The following is a 24,255-nucleotide window of genomic DNA, read 5'->3' as shown; positions in this document are numbered from 1 at the left end:
GCATCACCAAAAACCATCAAAATGAGCCATTTGGAAAAAATATTTAACTTTCTAATTAATCATTAAAACCAATTAACCGCCTCTTGTTAGTGAGCAGGGAAATTCCCGAGGCCTGAAAAGATATTGAAAACCAAGGAGACTTACGATGGCTTTATCTATGCACACTAACTACGCTTCACTTGTTACGCAAAACACGCTGAACAACACAAATGGTCTATTAAACACTGCAATGGAGCGTTTGAGCACAGGCTTCCGTGTTAACTCAGCGGCTGACGATGCTGCAGGTCTGCAAATTGCTAACCGACTAGAAGCACAAACTCGTGGCATGAACGTAGCAATGCGTAACGCACAAGACGGCATCTCAATGATGCAAACTGCGGAAGGCGCGATGGACGAAATGACTAACATCGTGTACCGCATGAACGACCTAGCAACACAGTCGTTGAACGGTTCAAACAGTGCTACTGACCGCGCATCTCTTGATAAAGAATTCCAAGAGCTAACTAAAGAACTTAACAACATCGTTGACAACACTAAGTTCGGTGGTCAAAACCTTCTTAAAGGCGGCGGCTTCGGTGCAGGCGCAGTATCATTCCAAATCGGTTCATCTTCAGCTGAAACACTATCTGTAGACGCAAGTACTGGTATTGGTGAAATCACTACTATCCTAGCTGACGCAGCAATCACTGACGGCGTTGGTGACGCAGCTAAAGCGAAAGCAGCTCTTGATAAAATCAGTGGCGCTGCTGGTCTAGTTGAAAAGATTGGTTCTTCTCGTGCAGACTTCGGTGCGAACATCAACCGTCTAGAACACACTATGACTAACCTTGGTAACATGGTTGAGAACACTACTGCAGCGAAAGGCCGTATCATGGATGCAGACTTCGCAGCAGAATCTTCAAGCATGACTAAGAACCAAATGCTTATGCAAGCTGGTACAACGGTTCTTTCTCAAACGAACCAACTGCCTGGTATGGCAATGTCGCTACTACGTTAATAGTCCCCTTCTATTAACTAAAAAGTTACAACATTTAGTTCGTCTGAAAGCTCTAAGCCTCCCATTCATCCGGGAGGCTTTTTTCGTTCACATAGGGTTGATTTATACCTATACCCAAATGACTTCAAGATGCAGGATTCAGAGCGTTGTCATTGATTCGAGAGCAAGGAAAACAACGCAGTGTAATAGCCAGCTCTTTCCAAGTTGTTTGATGCGGCCATTTGTTTGACTAAAAAAGCGAGTCAAAGACACGCTCCCAAAGAGCACTCTTTGTAAATAGTAAGGGACCTTGGCTTGTATACTTTGTTGTCGATTCTTGATTTAGACCCACTAAACCTTTAAATCGCCGCCGCGTCTACAAACCAAGTCAGTCTCGCTGAACCTAGCATCTCGAGGTTACTTGGGTATAAATGAAAAACCGCCACGAAAAGATTTATTAACGACGAATGTAGATACTACTTGCACCATTATTTTGATTGGCAGGGACACGAAATCCAGCTTTGAGCATGGTGTTGATCAGCACCTTATTAAACAGCTCAAGCTCCGCAGATTCCGCGCCATGAGTCGGATGGTAAGATTTAAGCTCAGGGAATCGCGAAACCGCTTCAATACGAATACTCGCCAACTCCTCAGCATTAATACTCTGTTTACTGCGTAGTTTGGTTCCAATGAAGGCTTCGTATGCACGGGCACACTTCATAAGTCTAAAAACAAAATCATTCATTACTGTCGTTCTTTTTTGGATCTAATTGAGGAATAGCCGGACGTTATACCCAAGTGACTTCAAGATGCAGGATTCAGAGCGTTGTCATTGATTCGAGAGCAAGGAAAGCAACGCAGTGTAATAGCCAGCTCTTTCCAAGTTGTTTGACGCAGCAATCGGGTCAATGACACGCTCCCAAAGGGCGAGCTGCCTTGGCTTGTATACTTTGTTGTCGATTCTTGATTTAGACCCACTAAACCTTTAAATCGCCGCCGCGTCTACAAACCAAGTCAGTCTCGCTGAACCTAGCATCTCGAGGTTACTTGGGTATAGCAACCACAAAAATTGCAGGGGCATAAGATAGCAAAAACAGTTCTCTTATTAGGGTCAGAAAAATCTGAAACACTTAGCAGTAAACCCCGAAATCCGCTCACTATGCGTACAGCCTCATAGCCTCGTTTTCTCCTCTCGATACCCAACTTATTCTCACTCAACCAAGCCTCTCAGGTTACTCGGGTATTGCGTTAAATCTTTGCCTATTTTTGGTCGCCTCTTCTATTTGGGAAACCCCAAGAGTATTCAGGGGAAGAGCGGAACCAACAGGTGGAAAATCCGCTTCCTCCCAACTACACAAAATCATCGTAATGCATTGTTTTATATAGACTTAAACATTAGGCACGCATCTTGCGATAGACAATTTATTAGTGGCACTGCGACAGCTCGCAGTGCCAACCACAGATGAGAGAGGGAGCGACCTCATGAGTTCGTTAGATCCAATAAGCATGGCAACCCAATTCGCCACGTTAGATGTTCAACCATTTCAGCAACGCTACAAGCTACAAACAGACAAGTATCAATCTCAATTAACGGCGTTGGGCAAAGTAGAAACCGCTCTGCGTGACTTCCGCACCGCCGTTAAAGAGATGAACAGCAGCACCAACAGCGTTATCAAAAACAAAGCTACGACATCTCAAGAAGGCTTTTTTACTGCTGACGCCGATGCTAAAGCTTTGGTGGGTAACTATCAGATCTTCGTTGAGCAAGTTGCAACCTCACACCAGATCTCTACGGGTATGCCTGCGAGCTTGGATGCATCGACAGAAATCCCTGCTGTGGGTTCTTTAGATTTCACCATCAACGGTGAAAGCATGAGCTTGGACTTATCAACCGTTGATAGCGACGGTGACGGTAAAGCAACCATGACCGAGCTGGTTAGTGCAATCAACAACGATGCCGATAACCCTGGCGTTAACGCCACACTTGTGCGTTCTAATGGTCAAACTCACTTCATGTTATCTAGCACCAAAACAGGTGTCGCAAACACAATCAATGTGAGTGCATCGGGTACTGGTGAAGCATGGTTTGAAAATGCTTTCACTAGCACGACTGAGATTAGTAAACCTCAAGACGCTGTCATTTGGCTTGGTGCAGAAAGCAGTGGTCTAAAGCTAACTAACGCGAGCAATACTTTTGAAGGCGTGATTGATGGTGTCGACCTCACAGTAACAAAAGCGCAAAAGTCAGGTGAAACACCGATTGCACTTGAAGTAGGCACAGATTCAGAAGGCACAAAAGAACAAGTTGATAAGTTTGTTGAAGCATATAACTCATTGATTTCAACCATCGACGAATACACCAAAACAGGCGGCGAAGATCAAGCACGCGGCGTACTTGCTAGTGATCCAACCATGCGCTCTATCGAAAGCCAAGTTACGAGCCTAGTTCGTGGTGAATACGGCGGCATGCGTTTGAGTGAAATCGGCATTACGTTAGACCGTTCAGGAAAAATGAAAGTCGATCAAACCAAGTTCAACGAAGCTCAAAAGAGCAACAGTGCCGCACTAGAATCCATCTTTAACGGCGATGGTGCACTTCTAGATTCACTGGATGACATGGCTGAACCTTTCCTGAAGTTCTCCTCTGGCACATTCAAATCTCGCAAAGATGCACTACAAGCCAACCTTGGACGCATCGAAGATAAGCAAACCACATTAGAGCGCAAGTACGAGATGTCGTACAAACGCTACATCAAACAATTTACCCAAATGAACACGTTAATGACGCAAATGAACCAAACCCAGTCGTTGTTTGGTTAAGGCTTTAGGAGAACTACTCATGCTCATGGATTCCGGCTACGACTCGTACCAGCAAGTCGATCTTGATGCGCAAGCTGCATCAGCAAACCCACATCAACTCGTTGTCATGTTAATCGACGGCTTACTCGATGAAGTTGAACGTATACGTGGTCACCTAGCTGCCAACCGACTTGCGGAAAAAGGCGCAAGCATTAACAAATGCATGAACATCCTCATTGGATTAAGCAGTGCTTTAGATGAAGAGAACGGCGGTGAAATTGCTGACAATTTACGCCAACTTTACGACTTCTGCCAAGTAGAGCTGTTCTACACCAGCGTACAAAACGACACATCACGTTTAGACAACGTTGAACGTGTCATGGGTAACATTCGAGAAGGTTGGATGAATTTTGGACAGCAAGCATAAAGTGTCGCCAGAGCGATTTCGCCACTTGTCAAAACTGATCCAAATCGCCACTAAAACGGCTGATTGGCGAGCTCTCAAGCGCTACGACTTACAGTTGCGAGAGCTGCTTATTAGCCACAAGCCATTCTTGAAAGATCCAAAACTGGCGCCGGAAATCCAACGAGCGAAAGCAGTGCACGCGAGTGCTTTTACTACGTTGGAAAAAGCCACCAGCGAGCTAGAGCAAGAAATGAGTTCGGTGAGTAACCAGCAAGAGCGAGCCATGGCGTATCAACTTGCAATGACCATGGAGCTAACACAATGATGGTAACCAATTCAATTTCTGGCGGTGCTGCTTCTCAGCCAACGCAAGATGGAAAAGTAATGCAGGCACGATCCGAGCAAGGGTTTTCTGCATCATCTTCTCAAACTCAGCAAGAAGCGCTATCCGGTCACGTTCCTGTACCCGGCTTTCGTTTGAATGCACAAGCGTTGCCTAAAGCGCCTGCCGATACAGAAACAACCGAGCAAGGTTCAAGTTCTGAAGATGCCCCGGTGGATGCCCTACTCAGTTCTCAAGCTCCAGCGACACCAGCCAATTTAGCAGCTCAAGCACAAGCTCTGATGCAAGGCATGGTGAAAGCAGCCGGCAAACAAGGCGAATCTGGTCAAGTTACGACCAAAGCGATAAATGGCTCAACGCAAGCAACCAGTACGGCAACTCAACCACACTCTACACTGGGAGCGGCGACGCCAACGTCAGAGAATCAAAGCATAGCTAAAGCTAGCGCCACAAATCAGGTCAAAGTATCTGCAGCAGATTTGCAAACACTCCTTAACCAGCCAGTTCAGGGACAGCCTTTGACGGCTAATGCGCAAGTGCAGTCACCGACAGCTCATGCGGCGCACACCAATCCTACGACGCCGCTCGCAGCAACCCAAGCTCAGGGGTCGGAATGGGCGGCAGTTCGTGTCGATACCAGTTCTGGTAAATGGGGTGAGCAGATGATGCAAGTACTTCAAGACCGCGTGACGTTGCAAGCACAGCAGAACCTGCAAGAAGCCAAGATTCGTCTCGATCCGCCAGAACTCGGTAAGTTGGATCTATTGGTTCGTGTCGAGGGAGATCGCTTAAGCGTGCAAATCAACGCTAATAGCGCCGTAACACGCGAAGCATTGATGCAAGTTTCAGAACGCTTAAGAACGGAACTTCAAGAGCAAAACTTCGTTCATGTCGATGTCAATGTCGGCTCGGATCAAGGTCAAGAGCGACACGCGCATGATGGCAACCAAGAAGAGGCATCTATCTTTGCCGCTCGCGAATCCAACACCTTTCAATCTAATACAACAACAAACTATTCAGAGCATTGGCTAAACACTCAAGCCTAATGAATCACCGAGGAAAAAGGTTATGACCAAACAACAAATGATCGCCCTGTTTATCGCCATGATCATCACCAGTGCCCTCGTTTCCGGAGTCACTGTGATTGGTGGTATTTGGTATCTAAACAAAAGCGCACAGTCAGTATCATCGGCGTCCAGTTTCAACGATTATTTAGAGGACTCCCCACTGGCTTTTCTAGCGGTCGAGCAACCAACGAGTAAAGGACCAAGCTTCCATCCGTTGGAGAGAGTGGTATTGACTATCAAAGGTAAAAAACAAACGCACTTTGTAATGTTAGAGCTAGCCTTAGAAACACGTCGCCCTGAGCGCATCAAAAGCATCGATGACTACATGCCTATGGTGCAGAACTCATTGCTTAAGCTATTCAGCGATAAAACATTCGATGAGCTACAACAAACAGGTGCTATCGACACTTTGCAAAGTGAGGTGAAAGAAACCTTGCTACTGGCATTCGCAAAAACTGACATCGTGCGTGATATCGATGATGTTCTGCTAACCAAATACGTTGTGCAATAACGGGGCACAACTATGTTGGAGATGAACTTACAGGAAAGTTATACCGAGACGGAGGAAGTAAACACACCGTCTCGCCCGATTGACGAGAATGCACTATTGCAGCGTCATCAGATCATGGTCAAACGTGTTGTGAACCAACTGCGTGTTCATGCAACGTCTCATTGCAGCATCGAAGATATGCAACAAATTGGTCTGATTGCTCTTGTTGAAGCGGGTCGTCGTTACGGGGATGTGGAAGATCCGCACTTCCCTGCTTTCGCCGTTTGTCGTGTTCGTGGTGCCATTCTCGATGAGCTACGCCGATTGGATTGGCGATCGCGCAAGACACGTCAGCAAGCGCATGAACTGAACGACGTGACCCGAGATCTCACGCGTGCTCTCGGCAGAATGCCAACCGATGCCGAGATCATCAAAGCCCTCGGCACCGATGAGAAAGATTACTACAACCGTCAAAACGCGGCGCTTGCAGGCGAAATGCAAAGTCTCGATCAGTTGATGGAAAGCGGTAATGACAGCCACTTTGGTGGTCAATATGACGGTATGGAGCATGAACATATACGTCGTAGCTTAGACAGTGCTCTTGGCAAAATGCCAAAACGAGACCAACTGTTGCTGACCTTGTTTTACCAACACGAACTCAACCTACATGAAATCGCGCTCGTGCTCGACCTGACACCACCTCGCATCTGTCAGTTGCACAAACAAGCGCTTAAACAACTTAACCAATTAATGTCCTCTTAGGAGTCACGAGATGCAAAAGTTTTTTGGAGCCATTACTGTCCTGTTGTGTGTCTTCGGCGGATACATGTGGGCAGGCGGTAATCTGGGTGCAATCTGGCAGCCCGCTGAATTTATGATCATCATTGGTGCCGCTGCTGGCTCACTGATCATTGGTAACCCTCCGCAAGTCTTGAAAGAAATGCGTCAGCAATTGCGCGCAACCATTTCAGGTCCTGACGAAGAGTATGAATACTACATGGAGTTAATGGCGCTGCTTAACAATCTACTAGAGACTGCTCGCAGCCGCGGTTTTAAGTTTCTCGATTCACATATTGAATCACCAGAACAGAGCTCTATGTTCCTCGCTTATCCAAAAGTAAGTGACGACCATCGTCTTATTTCTTTCATTACTGATAATTTACGTTTAATGGCAATGGGACAAATGTCGCCTCATGAATTAGAGGGACTGTTAGAACAAGAAATCGAAGCAATTCAAACCGAAATGCTGTTGCCATCGCGCTCTATGCAACGCACCGCAGAAGCACTTCCTGGGTTCGGTATTCTTGCTGCAGTTGGTGGCATCATCATTACCATGCAAGCCATTGATGGTTCAATTGCCCTAATCGGTTATCACGTTGCTGCTGCCCTCGTCGGTACATTCATTGGTATTTTTGGTTGTTACTGTTGTTTAGATCCACTCAGTAACGCCATGGCTCAGCGAGTGAAACGAAACATGACGGCTTTCGAATGTGTGCGTGCCACTTTTGTCGCTTACGTTGCGAAAAAGCCAACATTGCTCGCTATCGATGCTGGTCGTAAACACATTCAGTTAGACATCAAACCTACTTTCAACCAAATGGAGAAGTGGCTATCTGAACAGGAGGGATAATGCAAAAACAAGAGCATGTGGTGTTCAAACGCGTCAAAGCACACAACCATGATGAGTTTCATGGTGGCGCGTGGAAGGTCGCGTTTGCCGACTTTATGATCGCTTTGATGGCGCTGTTTCTTGTACTTTGGGTCATGCAGGTGGTCGACAAGGAAGAGCGCAAAGCCATTATGGCTCACCTTCATAGCTCGAGTGTCTTCGATAAGAGTTACGGTAACCCTTTCGATACCTCGCAAAGTATCTCTCCAATCGACTTGGCACAGGACTCTTCTGTGCCAAGTAAACACAACTCGAATCATGTCGTGAGCTCGTACTTCCAAGGTGATGGCGATGGTCCAGAAATCGACTCGCTGATCCCTGGTAACTTCGACACACAAGAGCAACTTGCTCTACTGGCGAAAGTCATCGATGAAGTGGTAGGTCAAATCAGCGCGCAAGGTAACGTCAACGTAACCATTACGCCGCAAGGTCTACGTATCGCACTGCAAGATGATTACAAGCAGCACATGTTCAGTCGTGGTGGCGCGGAGTTGACCCCTTTCTTTGAAGATTTACTGCTTGCGCTTGCACCTGTGTTTGAACGCATCAGCAACCCATTGATCATCAGTGGTCATACTGACTCTACACCTTTCAAAAAGCACTTTGGTCGACAATCAAACTGGGCATTGTCCGCGTCTCGTGCCGACGTTGCGAGAAAAACGCTTGTTGAGGGTGGCATGCCTGATGAGCGAGTCATGCAAGTCACGGGGATGTCCGATCGTGCGCTGCTTAACCCGGATGAACCAGATTCAAGCGAAAACCGCCGTATAGAGTTGTTTATTCTCACTACGCCCGCTGCTCAGGTTTTAGAAACCTTCTTCGGAGACCAGCAAGACAGTGAGCTAGAAAAAGCAAAACAGAAAGCGGAGTTTAACCAGCCAGTGATAAGACAAGAAGTGATTCGTTATTCTGTTGAATCTGACAATCAAAAAGCCAAGATTCAAGACCTCTAAACCCAAAAAGGTCACCAGTTTCATTCCTTCTGCGTGACCTTTTTTTTCCCCAATATCATGATTGCAGTAATTGTTTAGTTGAGTTCGATATGCCATTACCCGCGGCCAATAAGCCTAACAATGATTCGCTAAAGAAAGCGTTCCTTTGGCTAATCGTTTTTGATTATCTATTGCTGGGATTCTTTCTTACTCAGTTATCAAGTTTGAGCCTGAATAGCGGTACCATGATCAGTTTACTGCTCGTTGTTTACAACGTCTTGCTGGTCTCATTCTGCTACCAGCGCACCAGCAATCATGACTCCTACATCATCTATCCAGTGTTATCTGCAACCTTGTTGGCGTTTGTCTTCTTTCTGTATTTTTTCTTTTTGGTATGAACTCGGGGCTATTGTCTCACGAGTTTTCGCCCTCTTAATCGCAGCATCGCCAACGGAATATCAATCGAGTGGCACCATTTGTACGTTTTTAATCGCGTGGCTTTTTAGCGGAGTCGCACAATCAGTGATCGTTCCAACCTCAATCCGACTTGTTTTCGAATAGACCGCAAGCACGTCAATACAAGCTTCTTCATGTTCTACTTGCGAAGGATTGGCACGGATAAAATCACGAATTTTGTCCACATAAATGGGATGTTCTGAGTACAAGCTCGCGAGCTTTTTTCTACCAATATACGTATGTTGATTTGCGTCTCCGATTGGGAATAACACGCCTTTATGTCCCCGCTCTAAATGGTAATTACAGTTGTTGCAGCTCTTCACCTGAGCGAGAGTTAACGTATTTTCTTCATCCTTGAAAACTTTGATATTGGTTTGGGTTTGATTAAGAGCAGCGCTACTTTTTGTGTCGGCTTTTGAATATTCAATCTGTCCGACCAAGCTGGCTTTTTTACTGACTAAGAATGCCGTATCAACCCCTGAGGCACTAACAAGATGACTGTCGACGGGCTTAGCGCTCGAGCATCCATTGAGAATAGCTAGTCCAAAGAGAAGAGTGAGTCCAAAGGGAAGAGTGAATAGATTTGATTTCATATCTGAATCCTTATTGAATGGGATAAGTGATACAAAAAGAATAAGTAAACCCATACAGGATTAATTGTCATTGCATGCCTAAGTACATTGAGCAGACATAAAAAAGCCCAGTATAAAACTGGGCTTATATTCAATTTTTGCGCTCGAAGACGTTACTCAGCATCCATGCGATGCTTCTCTTGCACATATGCTTTTACGATCTTCTCTGCGGATAAGTCGATATCTTCAAGAGAAGTGTGACAACTTAGCACTGAGAACAACATAGTTTTCAGCCCTTTGTAACCCGAAGTAGAAGGGTAAAGCGTCCCTTCTTGCTGTAGTCGATGGACCACGCGTGCTGTCAGCTCGTTACGATACGCCTCATCCCCTTCACCAAACTGTGCGGAGAAACGGTTGGACACAACATCATTCAAAATAGTAATGCCATCTACCGTTGAAAGCCTTTCTGCCATATGTTGTGCAAGCGAAGTACAACGATCAACATGCTCTTCAATGCCCTGTTTGCCAAGCGATTTAAACGCAGCGTAGACAGGTACACCGCGTGCACGACGCGAAGCACCAATGCCAAAATTAATGGCATTACGATCTGGTTTATCCATCGCATCGTTCAGGTAATCCCCCATATTACTGCCTCCCATCGCTTGAGCCAGCAAACCTGCATCCTTCACAATGACCATGCCCGAGTCATAAGGCATGTTGAACCACTTATGACCATCCGTATCGATGGAATCGACTCTTTCAATACCATCAAGAAGGTAACGATGTGTTGTACTTGCAGCCGCCCACAAACCAATCGCACCATCAACGTGTAGCCATGCATTGACATGCGCAGCGACAGCGTCAGCAAGCGCGTGGAAAGGATCGAAAGCGCCAGAGTCGATACAGCCCGCTTGCGCACAAACTAAAGTTGGTCCTTCAAGTGCGGTGATCGTTTCCATTAAGTTGTCTGGAATAATGCGTAAGTTGTTGTCTGTCGGCACCTTAACAATATTTTCCAAACCAATACCGATCATTGAAAGAGCACGCTTAATCGTTGAGTGAATTTGATCACTTACAACCACATTAATGCGCGGCGCACCATACATACCTTGAACAGCCACATCCCAACCTGCACGTTGCAATAGTGCATTACGAGCAGTGATAAGGCTGGTGTAAATTGCCTCTTGCGCGCCAGAAGTAAAGCCAATGCCAGAGTTAGGCGCCAAACCGAGTAGTTGAGTCATCCATTCAGCGGCCGTCTCTTCAACCACTGACAACGCAGGGCTAGCAACGTAATACGGTACGTTTTGGTCCCACGCGCTTACTAGCCAATCTGCCGCTAATGATGCAGGGAAAGAACTACCAATTGCATAACCAAAGAAACGAGGACCACCTGTTGCAATCAGACCGGCATCGACGCTCTTAACCATCTCATCAATCACCGCAGATGGATCCGTTGGCGTAGTTGGCAGCGCACCACCAATCGCTTTTCTCAGTTCCTGGGATGTCACACATTTGTCGACAGGTCGTTCATTTAATGACTCTAAGTACTCGACGGCGTGCTCGAAGGATTGGGTAAGCGGTGAACGATACTCATGGAATCGATGGGACATTTTCGTTTCTCTCTCTTTAGTTTCGATGCCCTTCATCTTATTGATTGAGAGAAATATAAATTGTCATCCTGTGCCACAAGATGGAATTGATGACCCTGAGTGAAAAGTACATTAGCGCCACACCCCAAACCTCAAGTTTTGCGGTAAGCAGAAGGCGTCATGCCTATTTTCCGACGAATAAAACGAGTGAAATTGGCGGTATCGGCATAGCCCAAGGATGCTGCAATGGTCGTGATAGAAAGAGTGGAGTTTTTGAGCAGAGATAAACTGCGCTCCAGCAGCAATGATTCCATCACTTGGCTGTACGTCACCTCACAATCATGCAGACGTCGCTGTAACGTTCGTTTATGAATACCCAAAATTTGAGCCGCTTCCAAAATGGAAAATCGCCCAAAAGAAATATAGGGAAGAATCGCAAAACCAAACGAGGAAACAAACGAGGTTGGCACTTCACTGAGATCGGTACTCCCATCAAATCGCCCTTTGTTCGGCATACAAATCGTCTTGTTTAACACGGCATCATCAAGCTGGATACCCGTTGCCGCTCGGTTGGTGTAAAACTGCACATGCTTCAATTGTCGGCAATCAAAGAAGCGTTCCATATTGGTGCTCTTCACACTCACACTTACGGTTTGCTGCCGATAGTTTGCAAGTGCAGCAACCAGTTCATCCATAAAAATGAGACTAAACATCTCAGCATATTGATACCAAGGTTGGTTTTCCCCATCTTTGTACCTCGCAAACCATATACGATCGTGGTATTGCTCCAAGCCAAGACGTGTATTGTTCGAATATCGGTGCATCGAATGACAGAATACCTCAATAGCTTCAGCGACCGTCATTGTCGGCGTAAGGGCTAACTGTGCTAACACTTTGGGCACATACAAATCGCGACACAAGGTCCAAATGGTGTGAATAAATTCGTCGGTGGGGCAAGACTCTCCGAACGCTAAAAGCAGATTTCTAAGTATGGTTTCGGGCAAAAACTCAACGTCTGACATTTGAATGTCTTCAGGGGCTTTGCTTACTTTAATAAGCTGATGCACATCGATATTACTGTTGTCGAAAAGCGCTGCCAGATCGTGAACCCACTCTGTTCGAACGAGAGGAACGCCCTCAAATACAACTGTCATTTTCTTCCCTTTGCAATCATTCAAAAAGCCGAAAGGTAAAGAAAACACCATCGCTTGTCTTGTCATTTGGCGACAGCGCAGTAATTCAAACAGCAAACTTATCTACCCGTTCTTAATATACCCAAGTACAAGAACAAAAAAGGAAGCATATTTGCTTCCTTGTTGGTTATCTATATATATGGCATTGAGGCTCATTAAGCCAGCACATACTCGCTTATCATCTTATTGAATGAGATTAGGTCGAACGAGCCTTTTATCTCAAAGCGCACTCGCCCAACCTCACTGAGAAAGAACTCAATCTCACAGTCTAAATCGAACGTGCCTGATGTCTCAATTGAGAAAGCATTTATCTTGCTATAAGGAAGCGACGTGTAATCCACTTTTGAGCCAGTGATACCCTGAACGTTAGCAGCGATAACACGCTTGTTGGTGAACACCACTTGGTCACGGACGGTTTTAAAGCCAGCAAAAACGGTCTCACCGTCAATTAAGAACTTGTGAAAATCGTCGCGAACTTTAGAGACTTCTATTGGCTTAAGCTTGAATACCGAGGAACTGTCAAAATCGATCATGGCATTACCTTGTGTTTGAATAAGTAGAGTGACGACTCCATTAATAGCAAAGTCTCTACAACGAACCTACTCATATTCATCACTTTTCTAACTCCATCTCGTTTTTGGGTTTCCAACGGCCTATTTCCATCCTTGTCGCCACTGCTGTGTATCTTTTAGATCATGCCAATCTAATTCACGCTCTCGCTTGGTCATAACCGCCTCAATCACACACCTCACGACGTTGCCTTCTTCATCAAACTCCATTTCTGAAATGATAAAGTGCTTTTCTTTATTTACGGGTTGTGCCGCCGTCCATTTACTACGAAGCAATTTCTTAGGATGAATCCGATTCATAACGCCCTGCCATTCATACAAAAAACCTTGCTCTTCTTACGTATAAAGAGACAAATGCAATCACTTTCAAGACAAGAAATTATTTTTGAAAAATTACGCTTTTTTCGATTGGTTTGATCTGTTTTTGCTGCGGTTCCTGTTAGTTTGAAAATTCGTTCAAACACAACAAATCAGACAACAACAATGAAAAAAACAACATTATTACTTGCTTCCGTAGCACTTGCAGTTTCTGGCGTCGCTCAAGCCGACAAGCTAGAAGACATTCAAAAATCAGGAACATTGCGTGTCGGTACAACTGGCGATTACAAACCCTTTTCTTACTATGACGGCAAAAGTTACTCTGGTTACGATATTGATGTCGCGAAACACATCGCCAAGCAGTTAGGCGTAGAGCTAAAGCTGGTTCGTACTACTTGGAAAGACCTGCTGACAGACCTTAACCAAGACAAATATGACATCGCGATGGGCGGTATTACACGTAAGATGCAACGTCAATTGAATGCAGAACAAACTCAGGGTTATATGACGTTTGGCAAGTGTTTCTTGGTCGCAAAAGGCAAAGCCGAGCAATACAACACGTTGGATAAAGTAAACCAAGCATCCGTTCGTGTAGGCGTTAACATCGGTGGCACCAACGAGAAATTCGCCGATGCAAATCTGCAAGATGCCAGCTTTACTCGTTTCGAAAATAACTTAGATGTGCCGAAAGCTGTCGCTACGGGCAAAGTGGATGTGATGGTTACCGAGACACCTGAAGGTCTATTCTATCAAGTCACCGATGAGCGTTTAGAAGCCGCACGCTGTGAAGACCCGTTCACCAAAGGTCAATTTGGTTACCTTATCCCGAAAGGCGAACAGCGCTTATTGAATACGGTGAATTTCATCATGGACGACATGAAGCTCAAAGGCATTGATGATCAATTTATGCACCACAACTCACTGAAGTAGTTTATTAGTAAGCGAGAAAACGAGCAGGTCAGTATCAAACCACAAGCCCAACAGCTTTGTAGGGATTATTTTACCCAAGAGCTAATGGGTAAGTAGAAACAGTAAAGGGGATAGTCATATCCCCTTTTTTTGTACCCTTACGCTGTGCTGTTATACCCAAGTGACTTCAAGATGCAGGATTCAGAGCGCTGTCATTGATTCGAGAGTAAGGAAAACAACGCAGTGTAATAGCTAGCTCTTTCCAAGTTGTTTGACGCAGCAATCGGGTCAATGACACGCTCCCAAAGGGCGAGCTGCCTTGGCTTGTATACTTTGTTGCCGATTCTTGATTTAGAATGACTAGATCTTTAAATCGCCGCCGCGTCTACAAACCAAGTCATTCTCGCTGAACCTAGCATCTCGACGTTACTTGGGTATACTCACGCCACCGTTGTTGTTCAAAGCCTTATAGTGAATAAAAGTAGCATGGTCGCTGAATGCAGAGGCGTCACTAAAAAGTGGTGGGCACTTAATAAAACTTCCTTAACTTGAGAACCGTCGACTCAACATCTCGAAGCTTACGTAAACGAACGCTGAGAAAGCTCTGATTGATACCCACCGTTTCAGTGGCTAAGCGCTGGCTTTTTCCTTCGACTAAGTGCATTCGAAGTGCTTTTATTAATACTGCTGAGCGAATTTTAGTAAGCTGAATCAATAACATCAGTTGTTCTTCTGAAACTTGACCTCTTCTAAGTGCCATCACCTTTTCTCCTTGAGCGCAGAGTTTAAATTGCCTTATGAATAGTCAAACTTTTTAATTTCGGTATTGGCGTAAGAACTCGCCGAAACCAAGATCCCCGGTCCAAAAATTAATCGCGTGTTCAACGCCTTGGCTGGTGTAGGTTGCCCCACTGATTCCATCGACAGAGTAAGCGTCTTGTGTATTGCGCCCTTCCTGTACGATACGAATCGATGGATGACCATGGTCGAATAAAGGCTTGTCTTTGAACTGCTTTGTCCAGTTAGCGTTATCGGTAATCTCCGCCCCTAATCCTGCGCTCTCCCCATGTTTGTAAAACGACAGACTCGCAATGTGGTAGTTGTCGCTATAGAGGGCTAAGTAACCATAAATCAAACCAAACTTACCTTCACCACGGATTGGCAAAACAATTCGAGAGACTTGCCCGTTATCATCTTTAATCAAATACACAGGCAACCTATTTTCACGCATTTTTATCCCAGCAAGATCATCACGGGAAGATAGCTTTACTGCATTACTTGGGTCGATGGGAAATGCAGAGAATGACTCGTCTACACTCATGGAGGCATCGCGATATTCACCGCTATCAAGGTCGACGGCTTCAACCGATACATATTGCTCCATCAATTTCTTCATCGGCATACGCTTGTCCATTAACCCTGCCGATTCCGCGAGGGTAAGACGCTGATCCAACTGCGTCAATTTAGGTGGCTCTTTCTTTGCTTGCTCGGGTTCAGAACAACCACTCAAACTAAACAACGCTGCTGCAACCAGCGCCAAACCTATTCGTACTTTCATTGAGCCACCTTATTTCAGTTTACGAGGCACCACTTGCGCGATCACTTTGAAGTCACCTTGATTGGTGTTTACTACCATCGTCAGGTACTCACCAAGTTCTAATTCACGCTTTGGACCAAACATCATGAAATGGTGTGTATTTGGCGTAAGCGCGAGTTTTTTATGTGCAGGAATAGTGATGCTTTTCACCATAAACATTTTGCGCTTACCCGCTTCATACTTCGTCCCGTGTAGCATGGTCTTGTCGAATTCATCCACTTTGAAGCCATTGATGACTAAAGCTTCATCTGAGTTATTGTGAATGGTCATTTTCGACCCCGTTCCCTTTGCACCGCTGGCTAACTGAAAGATGACTGGTGATTCAATTTGTACTTTTTCTTGTAAGTTTTCAGTCGCCCAAGCAGAAGACATCATGGCAAAGACAGTAATCAGAGCGGTCAAAAACGGGCGGAATTTTGTAAGTGACATTTGGTTGATTCCTAAAATGATTAAAGTTGAGAGATGACCTTGTCCAGATCCATACTCGCTGAATAGCCGATGTGCATGTCCACCAGCTTTCCATCGCGATTAATGAGGTAAGTTGTGGGTGTCACCCCAATAGAGAAACGTTCTTTAGTGATGCCCAATTGATCTTTCACCATAGGAAATGAAAACCCATACTTGGTGGCGTATTCATTTAAGTCGACCTCGTAGTCATCAATGTTAATCGCTATCACTGCGACTTCATCGCTTCGACGTGCATATACGTCTTGCCATTTCTTCATCATGGCAATGCACGCACCGCAGGTGGAAGACCAAAATTCCAGAACAATTTTCTTACCTTGATAGCTTTCAAGGCTTACCGTTTGTTGCGCCGCATTCATTGCAGCAATATCAGGACTCGGTTGCCCGATTTGTGCTTTTTGGTCTTTACAACCAAATAGCGCAAGCATGGCTAACAGCGCGATCACGTAGCGGCGTTTATGCCACATCTAACACCTCCTCTCCGATGTACTTGCCGTGTTGGAGGCGGATGATTCGGTCCGTGTACTGACCTAAGCTTGGGTTGTGGGTGACCATAATGATGGTTCGGTTTTGTGCATGGAGTTTTTGGAAAATATCGAGGACGATTTTTTCGTTCTCCTCGTCCAAGTTACCAGTGGGTTCGTCAGCAAACAGGATCGGGCTTTCATTCACAATCGCGCGAGCGATGCATACACGCTGCTGCTCACCACCGGAAAGCTGACTCGGCAAGTGTTCAAAGCGGTGCCCTAGACCTACTTGTTCTAACACTCGCTTTGCTGCTTCTTCATCGGGCACACTATGGTAATGCTGCGCAAGCATCACGTTCTCCAGAGCAGTGAGATAAGGAATAAGATGAAACTGCTGGAAGACCAGACCGATTTTCTCTGCTCGAAATGCTCGTCGCCCTTCTTCATCTAGGCTGTCCGCTTCCTCACCATCGAGGAACACCTTGCCTGAGGTCGGATTGTCCAAACAGCTGAGGATATTCATTAAGGTCGTTTTACCTGAGCCCGACGCGCCCATAATGGCAACAAACTCCCCTTTCTTGACCTCAATATTGATATCGTCCAATGCATGAACTTGGTCAAAAACCTTGCATAAGCCTTCGGTCTTAATAGCGTAATCTGCCATGGTTAATCTCCTTTGAGCACTTTAGCCGGATCGATACGAATGGCTCTGATGGTTGGAAGCGTTGCAGCCACTAAAGCCGCAGCGAAAGAAAGTAAGCTAGTGATAACCAGGACTGGGAAACGTAAATCAATGGTGGCGTTAAACACCGAGTGTCCAAGAAATTGCGCTAACACATAACCGATTAGCAACCCTGCAATAACTGCAGCAAAGGTAATGGCAAGAGTTTCAACAACAATCTGACGAGTAATGGACTGATTGGATGCGCCCAAAGACTTTTGTAGTGCGAACTCATAACGTCGCTCAGAAATCATCGACGTCATGGTTGTATTCACGCATAAGGTAGACAACACTAAAATGACCAAAGCGACGATGCCCATTAACAGCTTAATCTTATTGAGTACTTTACCTTCCGATGCTGACACCTTTCGGATAGGACGAACAAGCAAGTCTGGGTACTGCTGCTTCAAAGTCGATTCAAACTGCCCTACCTGACCTTTATCATTCGTTAGACTGAACATGGCAAAATTGATTTCATCCCCTTTGTTCAACCATTTTTGTACGAACGGTAGGTTTACAATTAGGTAGTTATCTTCATCCGAACCTGACTCAATGATGCCCTTAATCTTGAAAGTATAACGGTCACTTTTGTTGTAGACCGTCAGGTCAGAGCCAACTTTGAGTTCTAATTTCTCTGCCAGTTTCTTTCCGATCATGACATTCCGATCATCAAAAGAGACACCAATCCATCGACCTTCCACTTGCCAATAAGGAACCAGTTTTTTCAACTGCGAAAAGTCGATACCCATTAAGACAATTTTCTCTAGCTCGGCTTGTACCATGCCGTACAGATATGGGCTGGAAGCAATTAAACTGTCTTTAGGTGCCTCAGCTTTGATCTGTTGGTATTGCTTTGTCGTTAATGTCGCTGTCGCGTCCGGTCCTACAAAAAAGTTCGCTCCGTAGTTTCGTAGCTCATGACTCATCTTCTGGTTAATGTCGAAGTAGACCCCTGCCATTGCAGTAATGATTGCCGCGCCAACCGTCAACGCCATAAACACCACGAGAACACGTTGCGCACGTAATCTCAATGAACGCCAAACTAAGGTAAGCAGCATAGAGGAAGATTTATTTGCGACCATACAACACCTCAATTGGGTAGAGAGAAGCAATTCTGCGTGAAGGGAAGTAAGTACCTAACACTGTAATTAGGGTCGAGATAAACAGCACCACTGGAACGATGATCCAATCAAAAGAGATGGATGAACCAAACAGTGCATAACCAACCACTTTGGATAGTCCCCACCCGGCAAGGCAACCAAGTAAGCCGCCCAACACGCCACAAATCATCGATTCAGAATAGAACAACGCATACACTTGCCAGTTGTGAGCACCAAGGGACTTCATCAAACCAATCTCTTTGGCTCGCTGCAATATCGCATTGGTCATTAATGAGGCGATCCCCATCGCAGAAGCGATCAAGGCGGCAAACGTCACAACAAACAATAAGCTTTGGATCTTATGAATCACCATGCCTTCTGAAGCGGCAACCTGCCACAAAGGCTTCACCATTGCGTTATTCATCGCGCCTTCTAATTGGAAAGAGATTGAGGAGACAAACGCCGTGCAGAACCAAAGGTCATATTCATCCGAATCGAGCGATTCCAAATCTTCACGTGCTTTTTTTGATAGTGCGTTTTCCGGCACCGTCAATGCTGAGACTTTTACCGATTGTACTCGTCCTTCCAAACCCAGTAGTTTCTGGCCAAGGTTCAGCGGCAGTAACACTGCGTTCTCATCCGTCGTGCCATTTTCCAGTAAACCCGTTATCGTTACTGACAGTGTGCGGTTTTCGATGCCGCGCAACTCAAGCTTGTCACCAGATTTAAGACCCAGTTTTTGCGCCAATGACTGCCCTACCAAGGCTTGAGTTTTTTCATCATCTGGCCATTGACCATCGACATGCCAATACGTCGAGATGGTTTTATTACCCGTTCGGTATTTGCCATCGTCAGAAACAGGCAGATTCTTATCAAAAAAAGTACCGATAATATTGACGGTTTTATCGAACTCAGGCGCTTTAACTTGCCCACGTACAAATGGAGCAAAACCAATAATGTTATTGCGCCAAAAGATGTCCATGATGTTGGGCAGTTCACTCTCTGCAAGTAAGTCTTCTTTTTCCAACTTGTTGACGTTCTTCGCCAAAATATCTGGCAGCTTTACTTGTCCTTCAGGAGATATTTCAATGTTGGCACCATAGCTTTTCATCTCCATCGACATCTTGTTACCGATATTGATTGAAATAGCCAGCAGCGCTGAGATTAGGCTCGCCGCGAGAAAAACCGTAACGACGGCGAGTAATTTTCGGTTGGTATCATGTCGCCATGACTGACGAAGCATTCTGATTAACATGATTACTCTCCTAACGGATTTAGCGGTTCAACGTCCGCGTATTTCCATGGATCATCACGGAAAGCGTCATAAGATTGCTCAGAGGTAAAGAAGTAGGTCTTTCCTGAGAATGAATAACTGTGCTCAGCCTCCATATTGCTGATCTTCTCGCCATTGACTGGATCTGTCGCCATGACTTCCACCACGTCACTAAAATATTTCAGACCGCTTTCTAGGGTTGACTTCGAAATTACGATTTCATGATCCGCGACGGTCCATTTAGGAATAGGGATTGGGTTACACCCACCAGGCTTACCAATCGAAGGAATAAAGATATGTACGCCACACGCCAAGCACACCACTTGATCGCCAACTTGCGCGTACCCTGCATCACCACACAGCATGCAAGCATCAAAGACAACGCCAAACTTCTCTTCACCGGCAAAACGATCAATGATGAAAAAGCGCACCACTTTGCCATCGCTTGCTACCCATTCAAATCGGTGCAGTTTTCCATCGATTAATTGCTCAGAGATAGGGACATGGACAGCGCCATCGGCTGCCACTTCAATACGTTGCGCTTCTGAACGACGAATCGGTTGAGAAGCGACAAGATCCCAGAAAAGCAGTGCAACCAGAATCGTAGCGATAGTCGCAATATTAAAACGCACTTTACGTTGAGCTGAATTCAAAGCCGCTTGATGTTTGCGTCGTTCAATCGCGGATTCAGCTTGCTTCACCTGCTCTTGTAGTGGTCGAGTTTGAGTAACGAAAAAGACAGTCACACAAATAGAAACTAATGCCAGTACGGCGTAAGACAGAATCCAAGAGAAGTTGGTGACTTTAGATACGTAAGACAGTAAACCTTTATCGAGACCAAGAATCCCTAGCTTCATGCACGCCAAGATAATCTCGCCAGAGAGGGGCAATGCTGCCAGCACTAACAACAGTAAACAAAGTGCATTACGAGCCATCTTGGATAGGGATTTGGTCGTCAAAGAGACCGCGATCTTGATTAGTGCAATCAAGACAAATCCTAGAACCACAGAACTGATGTTTAAAATCAGCTCTGTGTTAATAACGTTGGTTGTGCTCAACATCGTGAGCTTGGCTTCTTTTGCCCAAACAAAACTGCATAGAAAGACCGTTACGCTTTGCAGGCACACCAATAAGACCGAAGGCAATCGCCATATGGCACCAAGTAAAACCGACAGGAAGATAACGCCAAGATAAACACTGTTAATAATAAGTACATTCACTTGGCTAAATGGCAGTAGATGAAACAGTGCAGAACCAGAAAGCACCGCAAGCACAAACCACCCAATCTGGTGTTTATACAAAGCGTTAGATTGCGCAGCCCACAGCACACCAAATAGCATCGCTGGGAGCAAAAAAACGAGTAAGACGTGAGAAAGATAGAAGCTCATATTTACCACTGACCATTCATGCACAGTGCATCAGACAGATAAGTCACTCAAAAAACCAGAACAACCAGACCACAAACTGCAGCCTGGTTGTTACGCAAGGAAGGTTACTTAATGCCTACGTACTTAAACTTGTATTGAGCATCAAATGGTTTGAACCAACGACCAACGCCAGTTTCTTCATCCGTATGACGTAGCAAACCCGCTTTTGACGGTGGATCGATGTGGAATGTAAGCTCGTAGTTACCCACACCTAACATGTTGATGTTTGAGCCGTAGTGAGGACCATCTGCTGCTACCATCGGCATGAAGGTCCCCTCTTGCACTTTACCGGTATCGACGTTTTTCAACGTGTAGTTAATGGTTAGGTAAGGGATCCACTCACCCGCACCAAAGCCGTTTTTGTTACCAGCAAGAGCATGGATGTCTGCCTCTAAGTGCACTTCCGATTTAGAAGCTGCACGCATCATACCTTGAGGCTCCATCGTAACGGGCTTAAGGTAAACAGCAGCAATCTCCATACCATTCATTTCAAGAGGTTCACCAGCTGGGTGCTCAACGAAAGGTAGATCATTTGCCATAGCCATGCCTGATAGAGCTGAAGCAGCCACTGCGGTAGCGATGAGTTTTTTATTCAACATAGTAATGTCCTTTACTTACTTGATTTTACAAAGATTTTTTCATGTTTAACAACGAGCTTGCTGAGCAAGATCTCGCTTACTTCTTGCTTTCATTACGATGAGCGCAAAGACTGCTGCCACGATAAGCGCCAGTTGAGGCAGCAAAGTTTCCATGTATGGGTAAATGCCCAACGGAGCAAACTCTGGCGCGCCTGAAATTAATGTCGGTTGGAATAACTTGCCTTCAATCAGCTCTAGGACACCTTTACCCGCAAAGACAAACGCCATCAGATACATGAATCCGCCAGTAAAGATGAAGAAAGGTTTCAGAGGGAGCTTGACCACGCTATAGCGCATAACAAAGAAGATCACCGCGAGCAGTAGCACGCCAATAGCGAATCCAGCAATCAGGGCGACCATGGTTTGAGAGTTGGTATCGGCTGCCAAAGCAAAGTAGAACAAGACCGTCTCTGCACCTTCACGGTAAACCGCTAGGAAGCTCGCCAGCCATAAACCAAAGAGAGAGCCTGTGGTGATCGACGTGGCAAGTTTGCTTTCGAGGTAGCGCTTCCATTGAGCGGCTTCAACTTTGGAAAGCAGCCAGTAACTCATAGAGAACAGCACGACAACAGCAATCAACATGGTGATGCCTTCAAGCAGCTCTCGACTTGCGCCAGAGTTTTCAAATAGCCACTGGAACAATACCGCGGTGATCGCACTGGCAATCAGACCAACAACGACCGAATTTTTGACAACATGTAGCTTGTCAGAGGCATCGTTTTTGATCAGGTAAGCGGTAATGGCGGCAACGATAAGCAGCGCCTCCAATCCTTCACGGAAAATAATGGTGAAGCTCGCGATCAACATCGCCCACCAACTCAAGTTGCCTTCAGATAGATTGCCTGCTGCATCCATCAAGCCTACTTTTAGCTTTTGCACTTGCTGGTCAATATCAGCCTGAGCTTGATTTGCCTTTAGCATACTGACAATACGGGTGAAGTAGCCTTCAAGTTCTGATTTGAATGCGCTGTCTCTCGACCCCACCGCATTTTCCATACCTGATGCTTCAAAATGATCGAAGTAAGCGTCTTGTACCGCAAGAATAGCCGCCGTTTTGTCACCATGTTTATAGCTATCAATAGCGCCATCAATCGCAGTCATGATATCGCTGACGACTGGGTTCCAATCACGTGCAGCAACTGCTGTATCGGCGTTCTTCGCAGTATCAGGAACTTGGAAATCGCGAGTCGCTGGCAGACCCGGTAATTCGTCTTTCAACCCTTGAACCAAGGTCGACAACTCATACCCAAATCGGATCAGGTTTTGTTGATTAAAAGGTTGCTTGGTGATTTTGGCAATAGAGCGGAACGCCGCGTTGTATTCTGCCGAACGCTCTGCAGATCGATGTAACCGAATAGCGATTTCCAGCTCGGTATTTTTGTACCCTTTGAACTGCGCTTGTTGCACTAAATCGAATGCACGTTGTTGTTTTTCTGCTGCGCTTTCTGGTTGTTCGCCAGATTCACGATATTCAGTCAAAGCCGCATTGAGCTGGGTGTCGATGCTTGTGACCGCTTCACGCCAAAACGGCAAGATATCCTCGGTATGTAGATTGGTGTTTTCAGCTTTAAGTTGGTGACCTGACGCCAAGATCTCCGGCAGACCCAGAATTTCTTTTTTCAACCAATTGATTTCCGTATCCACTTCATCAACTGGTTTTCCCGCAACGATTAACTTGCGAATGTCACCAAACTTCGCCTCTAGTTGATACGCGTATTGCTGCGAGTAATTAATTCGTACCGGACCTTCTAGGCTTTCAAACACCTCGAAATACGCCATTTGTACTGTTGTTTTTGCTTGGTCTTTATCGCCTTGTTCATAAAGCTGAGATGCTTTATCTAAGCGCTGCGCAATGTCGTTGACCGCACTGTCATAGTCAATCGCAAAGGCAAAAGAGGAATAAATAGAGACAAGCAACACCAAGAGTGTTGAGAACGTCGTTTTCTTTACCGCCAACATAGTTCGTCCACAAAACATGAATATTTCGTGAACGCTATTGCAAATTATTATCATTTACAATGAGTAAAATTTGCTGGGTGAAAACAACCATGAAGCACGTATAAGTGGTAAGAAGCTATCGCCTCAAATGTAAGGCTATGATTTTGTGGAGATATTTGCGTTACAGGATTTTTTAGTATTCATCTGGATAATAAATACGACAAAATCGACAAAACTTAAGTTTTCACTTCTGATGACAGGATATCATCCTGTTGTGAACTGTTTTCATCCGAATAAAAGTGCATATAAAACGAAAGTTCACAGCCCAATAAAAGTAA

At 45.5% G+C, this 24,255-nt stretch carries 27 protein-coding genes; 11 read left to right on the top strand and 16 right to left on the bottom strand.

All coding sequences use genetic code 11. The features are described 5' to 3' along the window. Positions 1-145: 145 nt before the first annotated feature. The gene (lafA, locus tag ABMY42_RS00860) at positions 146-997 is read left to right on the top strand and encodes a lateral flagellin LafA (RefSeq protein WP_005448677.1); all 852 of its coding nucleotides are present in this window, start codon (positions 146-148) and stop codon (positions 995-997) included. Between the two features lie 436 nt (positions 998-1,433). Here lafA and ABMY42_RS00855 read toward each other — a convergent pair whose 3' ends face one another. Then, a complete protein-coding gene (locus ABMY42_RS00855) occupies positions 1,434-1,721 on the bottom strand; it encodes a hypothetical protein (RefSeq protein ID WP_005448676.1) in 288 nt (95 codons plus the stop codon). Positions 1,722-2,458: 737 nt separating this feature from the next. On the opposite strand from ABMY42_RS00855, the gene fliD reads away from it, so the two are divergent. From fliD to ABMY42_RS00810, 9 genes are all read left to right on the top strand, one after another. Next, complete coding sequence (gene fliD, locus ABMY42_RS00850) at positions 2,459-3,796, top strand: flagellar filament capping protein FliD (RefSeq protein WP_005448675.1); 1,338 nt, start codon at positions 2,459-2,461, stop codon at positions 3,794-3,796. Positions 3,797-3,815: 19 nt separating this feature from the next. Further along, a complete protein-coding gene (gene fliS, locus ABMY42_RS00845) occupies positions 3,816-4,202 on the top strand; it encodes a flagellar export chaperone FliS (RefSeq protein ID WP_005448674.1) in 387 nt (128 codons plus the stop codon). Continuing rightward, positions 4,186-4,506 carry a hypothetical protein gene (locus tag ABMY42_RS00840; protein WP_005448673.1) on the top strand — a complete coding sequence of 107 codons (321 nt, stop codon included), beginning with the start codon at positions 4,186-4,188 and terminating at the stop codon, positions 4,504-4,506. The genes fliS and ABMY42_RS00840 overlap by 17 nt, the downstream gene beginning before the upstream one ends. Next, positions 4,503-5,570, top strand: a complete 1,068-nt coding sequence (locus ABMY42_RS00835; protein WP_349265861.1) for a flagellar hook-length control protein FliK — start codon at positions 4,503-4,505, stop codon at positions 5,568-5,570. The genes ABMY42_RS00840 and ABMY42_RS00835 overlap by 4 nt, the downstream gene beginning before the upstream one ends. Before the next feature lie 22 nt (positions 5,571-5,592). Continuing rightward, entirely contained in the window at positions 5,593-6,102 is a 510-nt protein-coding gene (locus ABMY42_RS00830) for a flagellar basal body-associated FliL family protein (RefSeq protein ID WP_005448671.1), read from the top strand. 12 nt (positions 6,103-6,114) lie between these two features. Continuing rightward, positions 6,115-6,843: a FliA/WhiG family RNA polymerase sigma factor gene (locus ABMY42_RS00825; RefSeq protein ID WP_005448669.1), complete on the top strand. Its 729-nt coding sequence runs from the start codon at positions 6,115-6,117 to the stop codon at positions 6,841-6,843. A 10-nt stretch (positions 6,844-6,853) separates the two neighbouring features. Beyond that, positions 6,854-7,711, top strand: a complete 858-nt coding sequence (motA, locus tag ABMY42_RS00820; RefSeq protein ID WP_349265860.1) for a flagellar motor stator protein MotA — start codon at positions 6,854-6,856, stop codon at positions 7,709-7,711. Continuing rightward, a complete protein-coding gene (locus ABMY42_RS00815) occupies positions 7,711-8,703 on the top strand; it encodes a flagellar motor protein MotB (RefSeq protein WP_005448665.1) in 993 nt (330 codons plus the stop codon). The genes motA and ABMY42_RS00815 overlap by 1 nt, the downstream gene beginning before the upstream one ends. 89 nt (positions 8,704-8,792) lie before the next feature. Next, positions 8,793-9,080 (top strand): hypothetical protein, encoded by a 288-nt coding sequence (locus ABMY42_RS00810; RefSeq protein WP_005448663.1) that lies wholly within the window; start codon positions 8,793-8,795, stop codon positions 9,078-9,080. Positions 9,081-9,140: 60 nt separating this feature from the next. Here ABMY42_RS00810 and ABMY42_RS00805 read toward each other — a convergent pair whose 3' ends face one another. From ABMY42_RS00805 to ABMY42_RS00785, 5 genes are all read right to left on the bottom strand, one after another. After that, positions 9,141-9,731 carry a hypothetical protein gene (locus ABMY42_RS00805; protein ID WP_047516197.1) on the bottom strand — a complete coding sequence of 197 codons (591 nt, stop codon included), beginning with the start codon at positions 9,729-9,731 and terminating at the stop codon, positions 9,141-9,143. A 152-nt stretch (positions 9,732-9,883) separates the two neighbouring features. Next, positions 9,884-11,323 carry an aminotransferase class V-fold PLP-dependent enzyme gene (locus tag ABMY42_RS00800; RefSeq protein WP_349265859.1) on the bottom strand — a complete coding sequence of 480 codons (1,440 nt, stop codon included), beginning with the start codon at positions 11,321-11,323 and terminating at the stop codon, positions 9,884-9,886. A 131-nt stretch (positions 11,324-11,454) separates the two neighbouring features. Further along, complete coding sequence (locus ABMY42_RS00795) at positions 11,455-12,552, bottom strand: AraC family transcriptional regulator (RefSeq protein ID WP_349265858.1); 1,098 nt, start codon at positions 12,550-12,552, stop codon at positions 11,455-11,457. Between the two features lie 98 nt (positions 12,553-12,650). Next, the gene (locus ABMY42_RS00790; protein WP_005448655.1) at positions 12,651-13,028 is read right to left on the bottom strand and encodes a PH domain-containing protein; all 378 of its coding nucleotides are present in this window, start codon (positions 13,026-13,028) and stop codon (positions 12,651-12,653) included. A 120-nt stretch (positions 13,029-13,148) separates the two neighbouring features. Next, positions 13,149-13,364, bottom strand: coding sequence for a TIGR02450 family Trp-rich protein (locus ABMY42_RS00785; RefSeq protein WP_005448652.1), 216 nt, complete (start codon positions 13,362-13,364; stop codon positions 13,149-13,151). Between the two features lie 183 nt (positions 13,365-13,547). Between ABMY42_RS00785 and ABMY42_RS00780 the strand changes: the two genes are divergently transcribed. Further along, positions 13,548-14,312, top strand: a complete 765-nt coding sequence (locus tag ABMY42_RS00780; protein WP_349265857.1) for a transporter substrate-binding domain-containing protein — start codon at positions 13,548-13,550, stop codon at positions 14,310-14,312. Between the two features lie 508 nt (positions 14,313-14,820). On the opposite strand, the gene ABMY42_RS00775 is transcribed toward ABMY42_RS00780, so the two are convergent. From ABMY42_RS00775 to ABMY42_RS00730, 10 genes are all read right to left on the bottom strand, one after another. Beyond that, entirely contained in the window at positions 14,821-15,051 is a 231-nt protein-coding gene (locus tag ABMY42_RS00775; protein WP_005448648.1) for a PapB/FocB family fimbrial expression transcriptional regulator, read from the bottom strand. A gap of 54 nt (positions 15,052-15,105) precedes the next feature. After that, the gene (nqrC, locus tag ABMY42_RS00770; protein ID WP_009696933.1) at positions 15,106-15,849 is read right to left on the bottom strand and encodes an NADH:ubiquinone reductase (Na(+)-transporting) subunit C; all 744 of its coding nucleotides are present in this window, start codon (positions 15,847-15,849) and stop codon (positions 15,106-15,108) included. Between the two features lie 9 nt (positions 15,850-15,858). Further along, entirely contained in the window at positions 15,859-16,317 is a 459-nt protein-coding gene (locus tag ABMY42_RS00765) for a copper chaperone PCu(A)C (RefSeq protein ID WP_009696932.1), read from the bottom strand. Between the two features lie 20 nt (positions 16,318-16,337). Continuing rightward, on the bottom strand, positions 16,338-16,820 hold the full coding sequence (locus ABMY42_RS00760) for a TlpA disulfide reductase family protein (protein ID WP_009696931.1): 483 nt from the start codon (positions 16,818-16,820) through the stop codon (positions 16,338-16,340). After that, a complete protein-coding gene (locus ABMY42_RS00755) occupies positions 16,810-17,484 on the bottom strand; it encodes an ABC transporter ATP-binding protein (protein ID WP_349265856.1) in 675 nt (224 codons plus the stop codon). Before ABMY42_RS00755 ends, ABMY42_RS00760 begins: the two co-directional genes overlap by 11 nt. Positions 17,485-17,486: 2 nt before the next feature. Beyond that, positions 17,487-18,623, bottom strand: coding sequence for an FtsX-like permease family protein (locus ABMY42_RS00750; protein ID WP_038898215.1), 1,137 nt, complete (start codon positions 18,621-18,623; stop codon positions 17,487-17,489). Next, positions 18,610-19,896, bottom strand: coding sequence for an ABC transporter permease (locus tag ABMY42_RS00745; RefSeq protein ID WP_009696928.1), 1,287 nt, complete (start codon positions 19,894-19,896; stop codon positions 18,610-18,612). Before ABMY42_RS00745 ends, ABMY42_RS00750 begins: the two co-directional genes overlap by 14 nt. 2 nt (positions 19,897-19,898) lie before the next feature. Beyond that, the gene (locus ABMY42_RS00740) at positions 19,899-21,302 is read right to left on the bottom strand and encodes a Fe-S-containing protein (RefSeq protein ID WP_349265855.1); all 1,404 of its coding nucleotides are present in this window, start codon (positions 21,300-21,302) and stop codon (positions 19,899-19,901) included. Between the two features lie 104 nt (positions 21,303-21,406). Then, complete coding sequence (locus tag ABMY42_RS00735; RefSeq protein ID WP_017188589.1) at positions 21,407-21,940, bottom strand: iron transporter; 534 nt, start codon at positions 21,938-21,940, stop codon at positions 21,407-21,409. Between the two features lie 45 nt (positions 21,941-21,985). Continuing rightward, positions 21,986-23,956, bottom strand: coding sequence for an FTR1 family protein (locus ABMY42_RS00730; protein ID WP_226982142.1), 1,971 nt, complete (start codon positions 23,954-23,956; stop codon positions 21,986-21,988). Between the last annotated feature and the right edge of the window lie 299 nt (positions 23,957-24,255).

The sequence above is a fragment of the Vibrio sp. SSH13-20 genome, assembly GCF_040104475.1.
GTDB lineage: Bacteria > Pseudomonadota > Gammaproteobacteria > Enterobacterales > Vibrionaceae > Vibrio > Vibrio harveyi.
The sequence above is the reverse complement of the archived record's forward strand: the minus strand, read 5'-3'. Positions and strand labels throughout refer to the sequence as shown.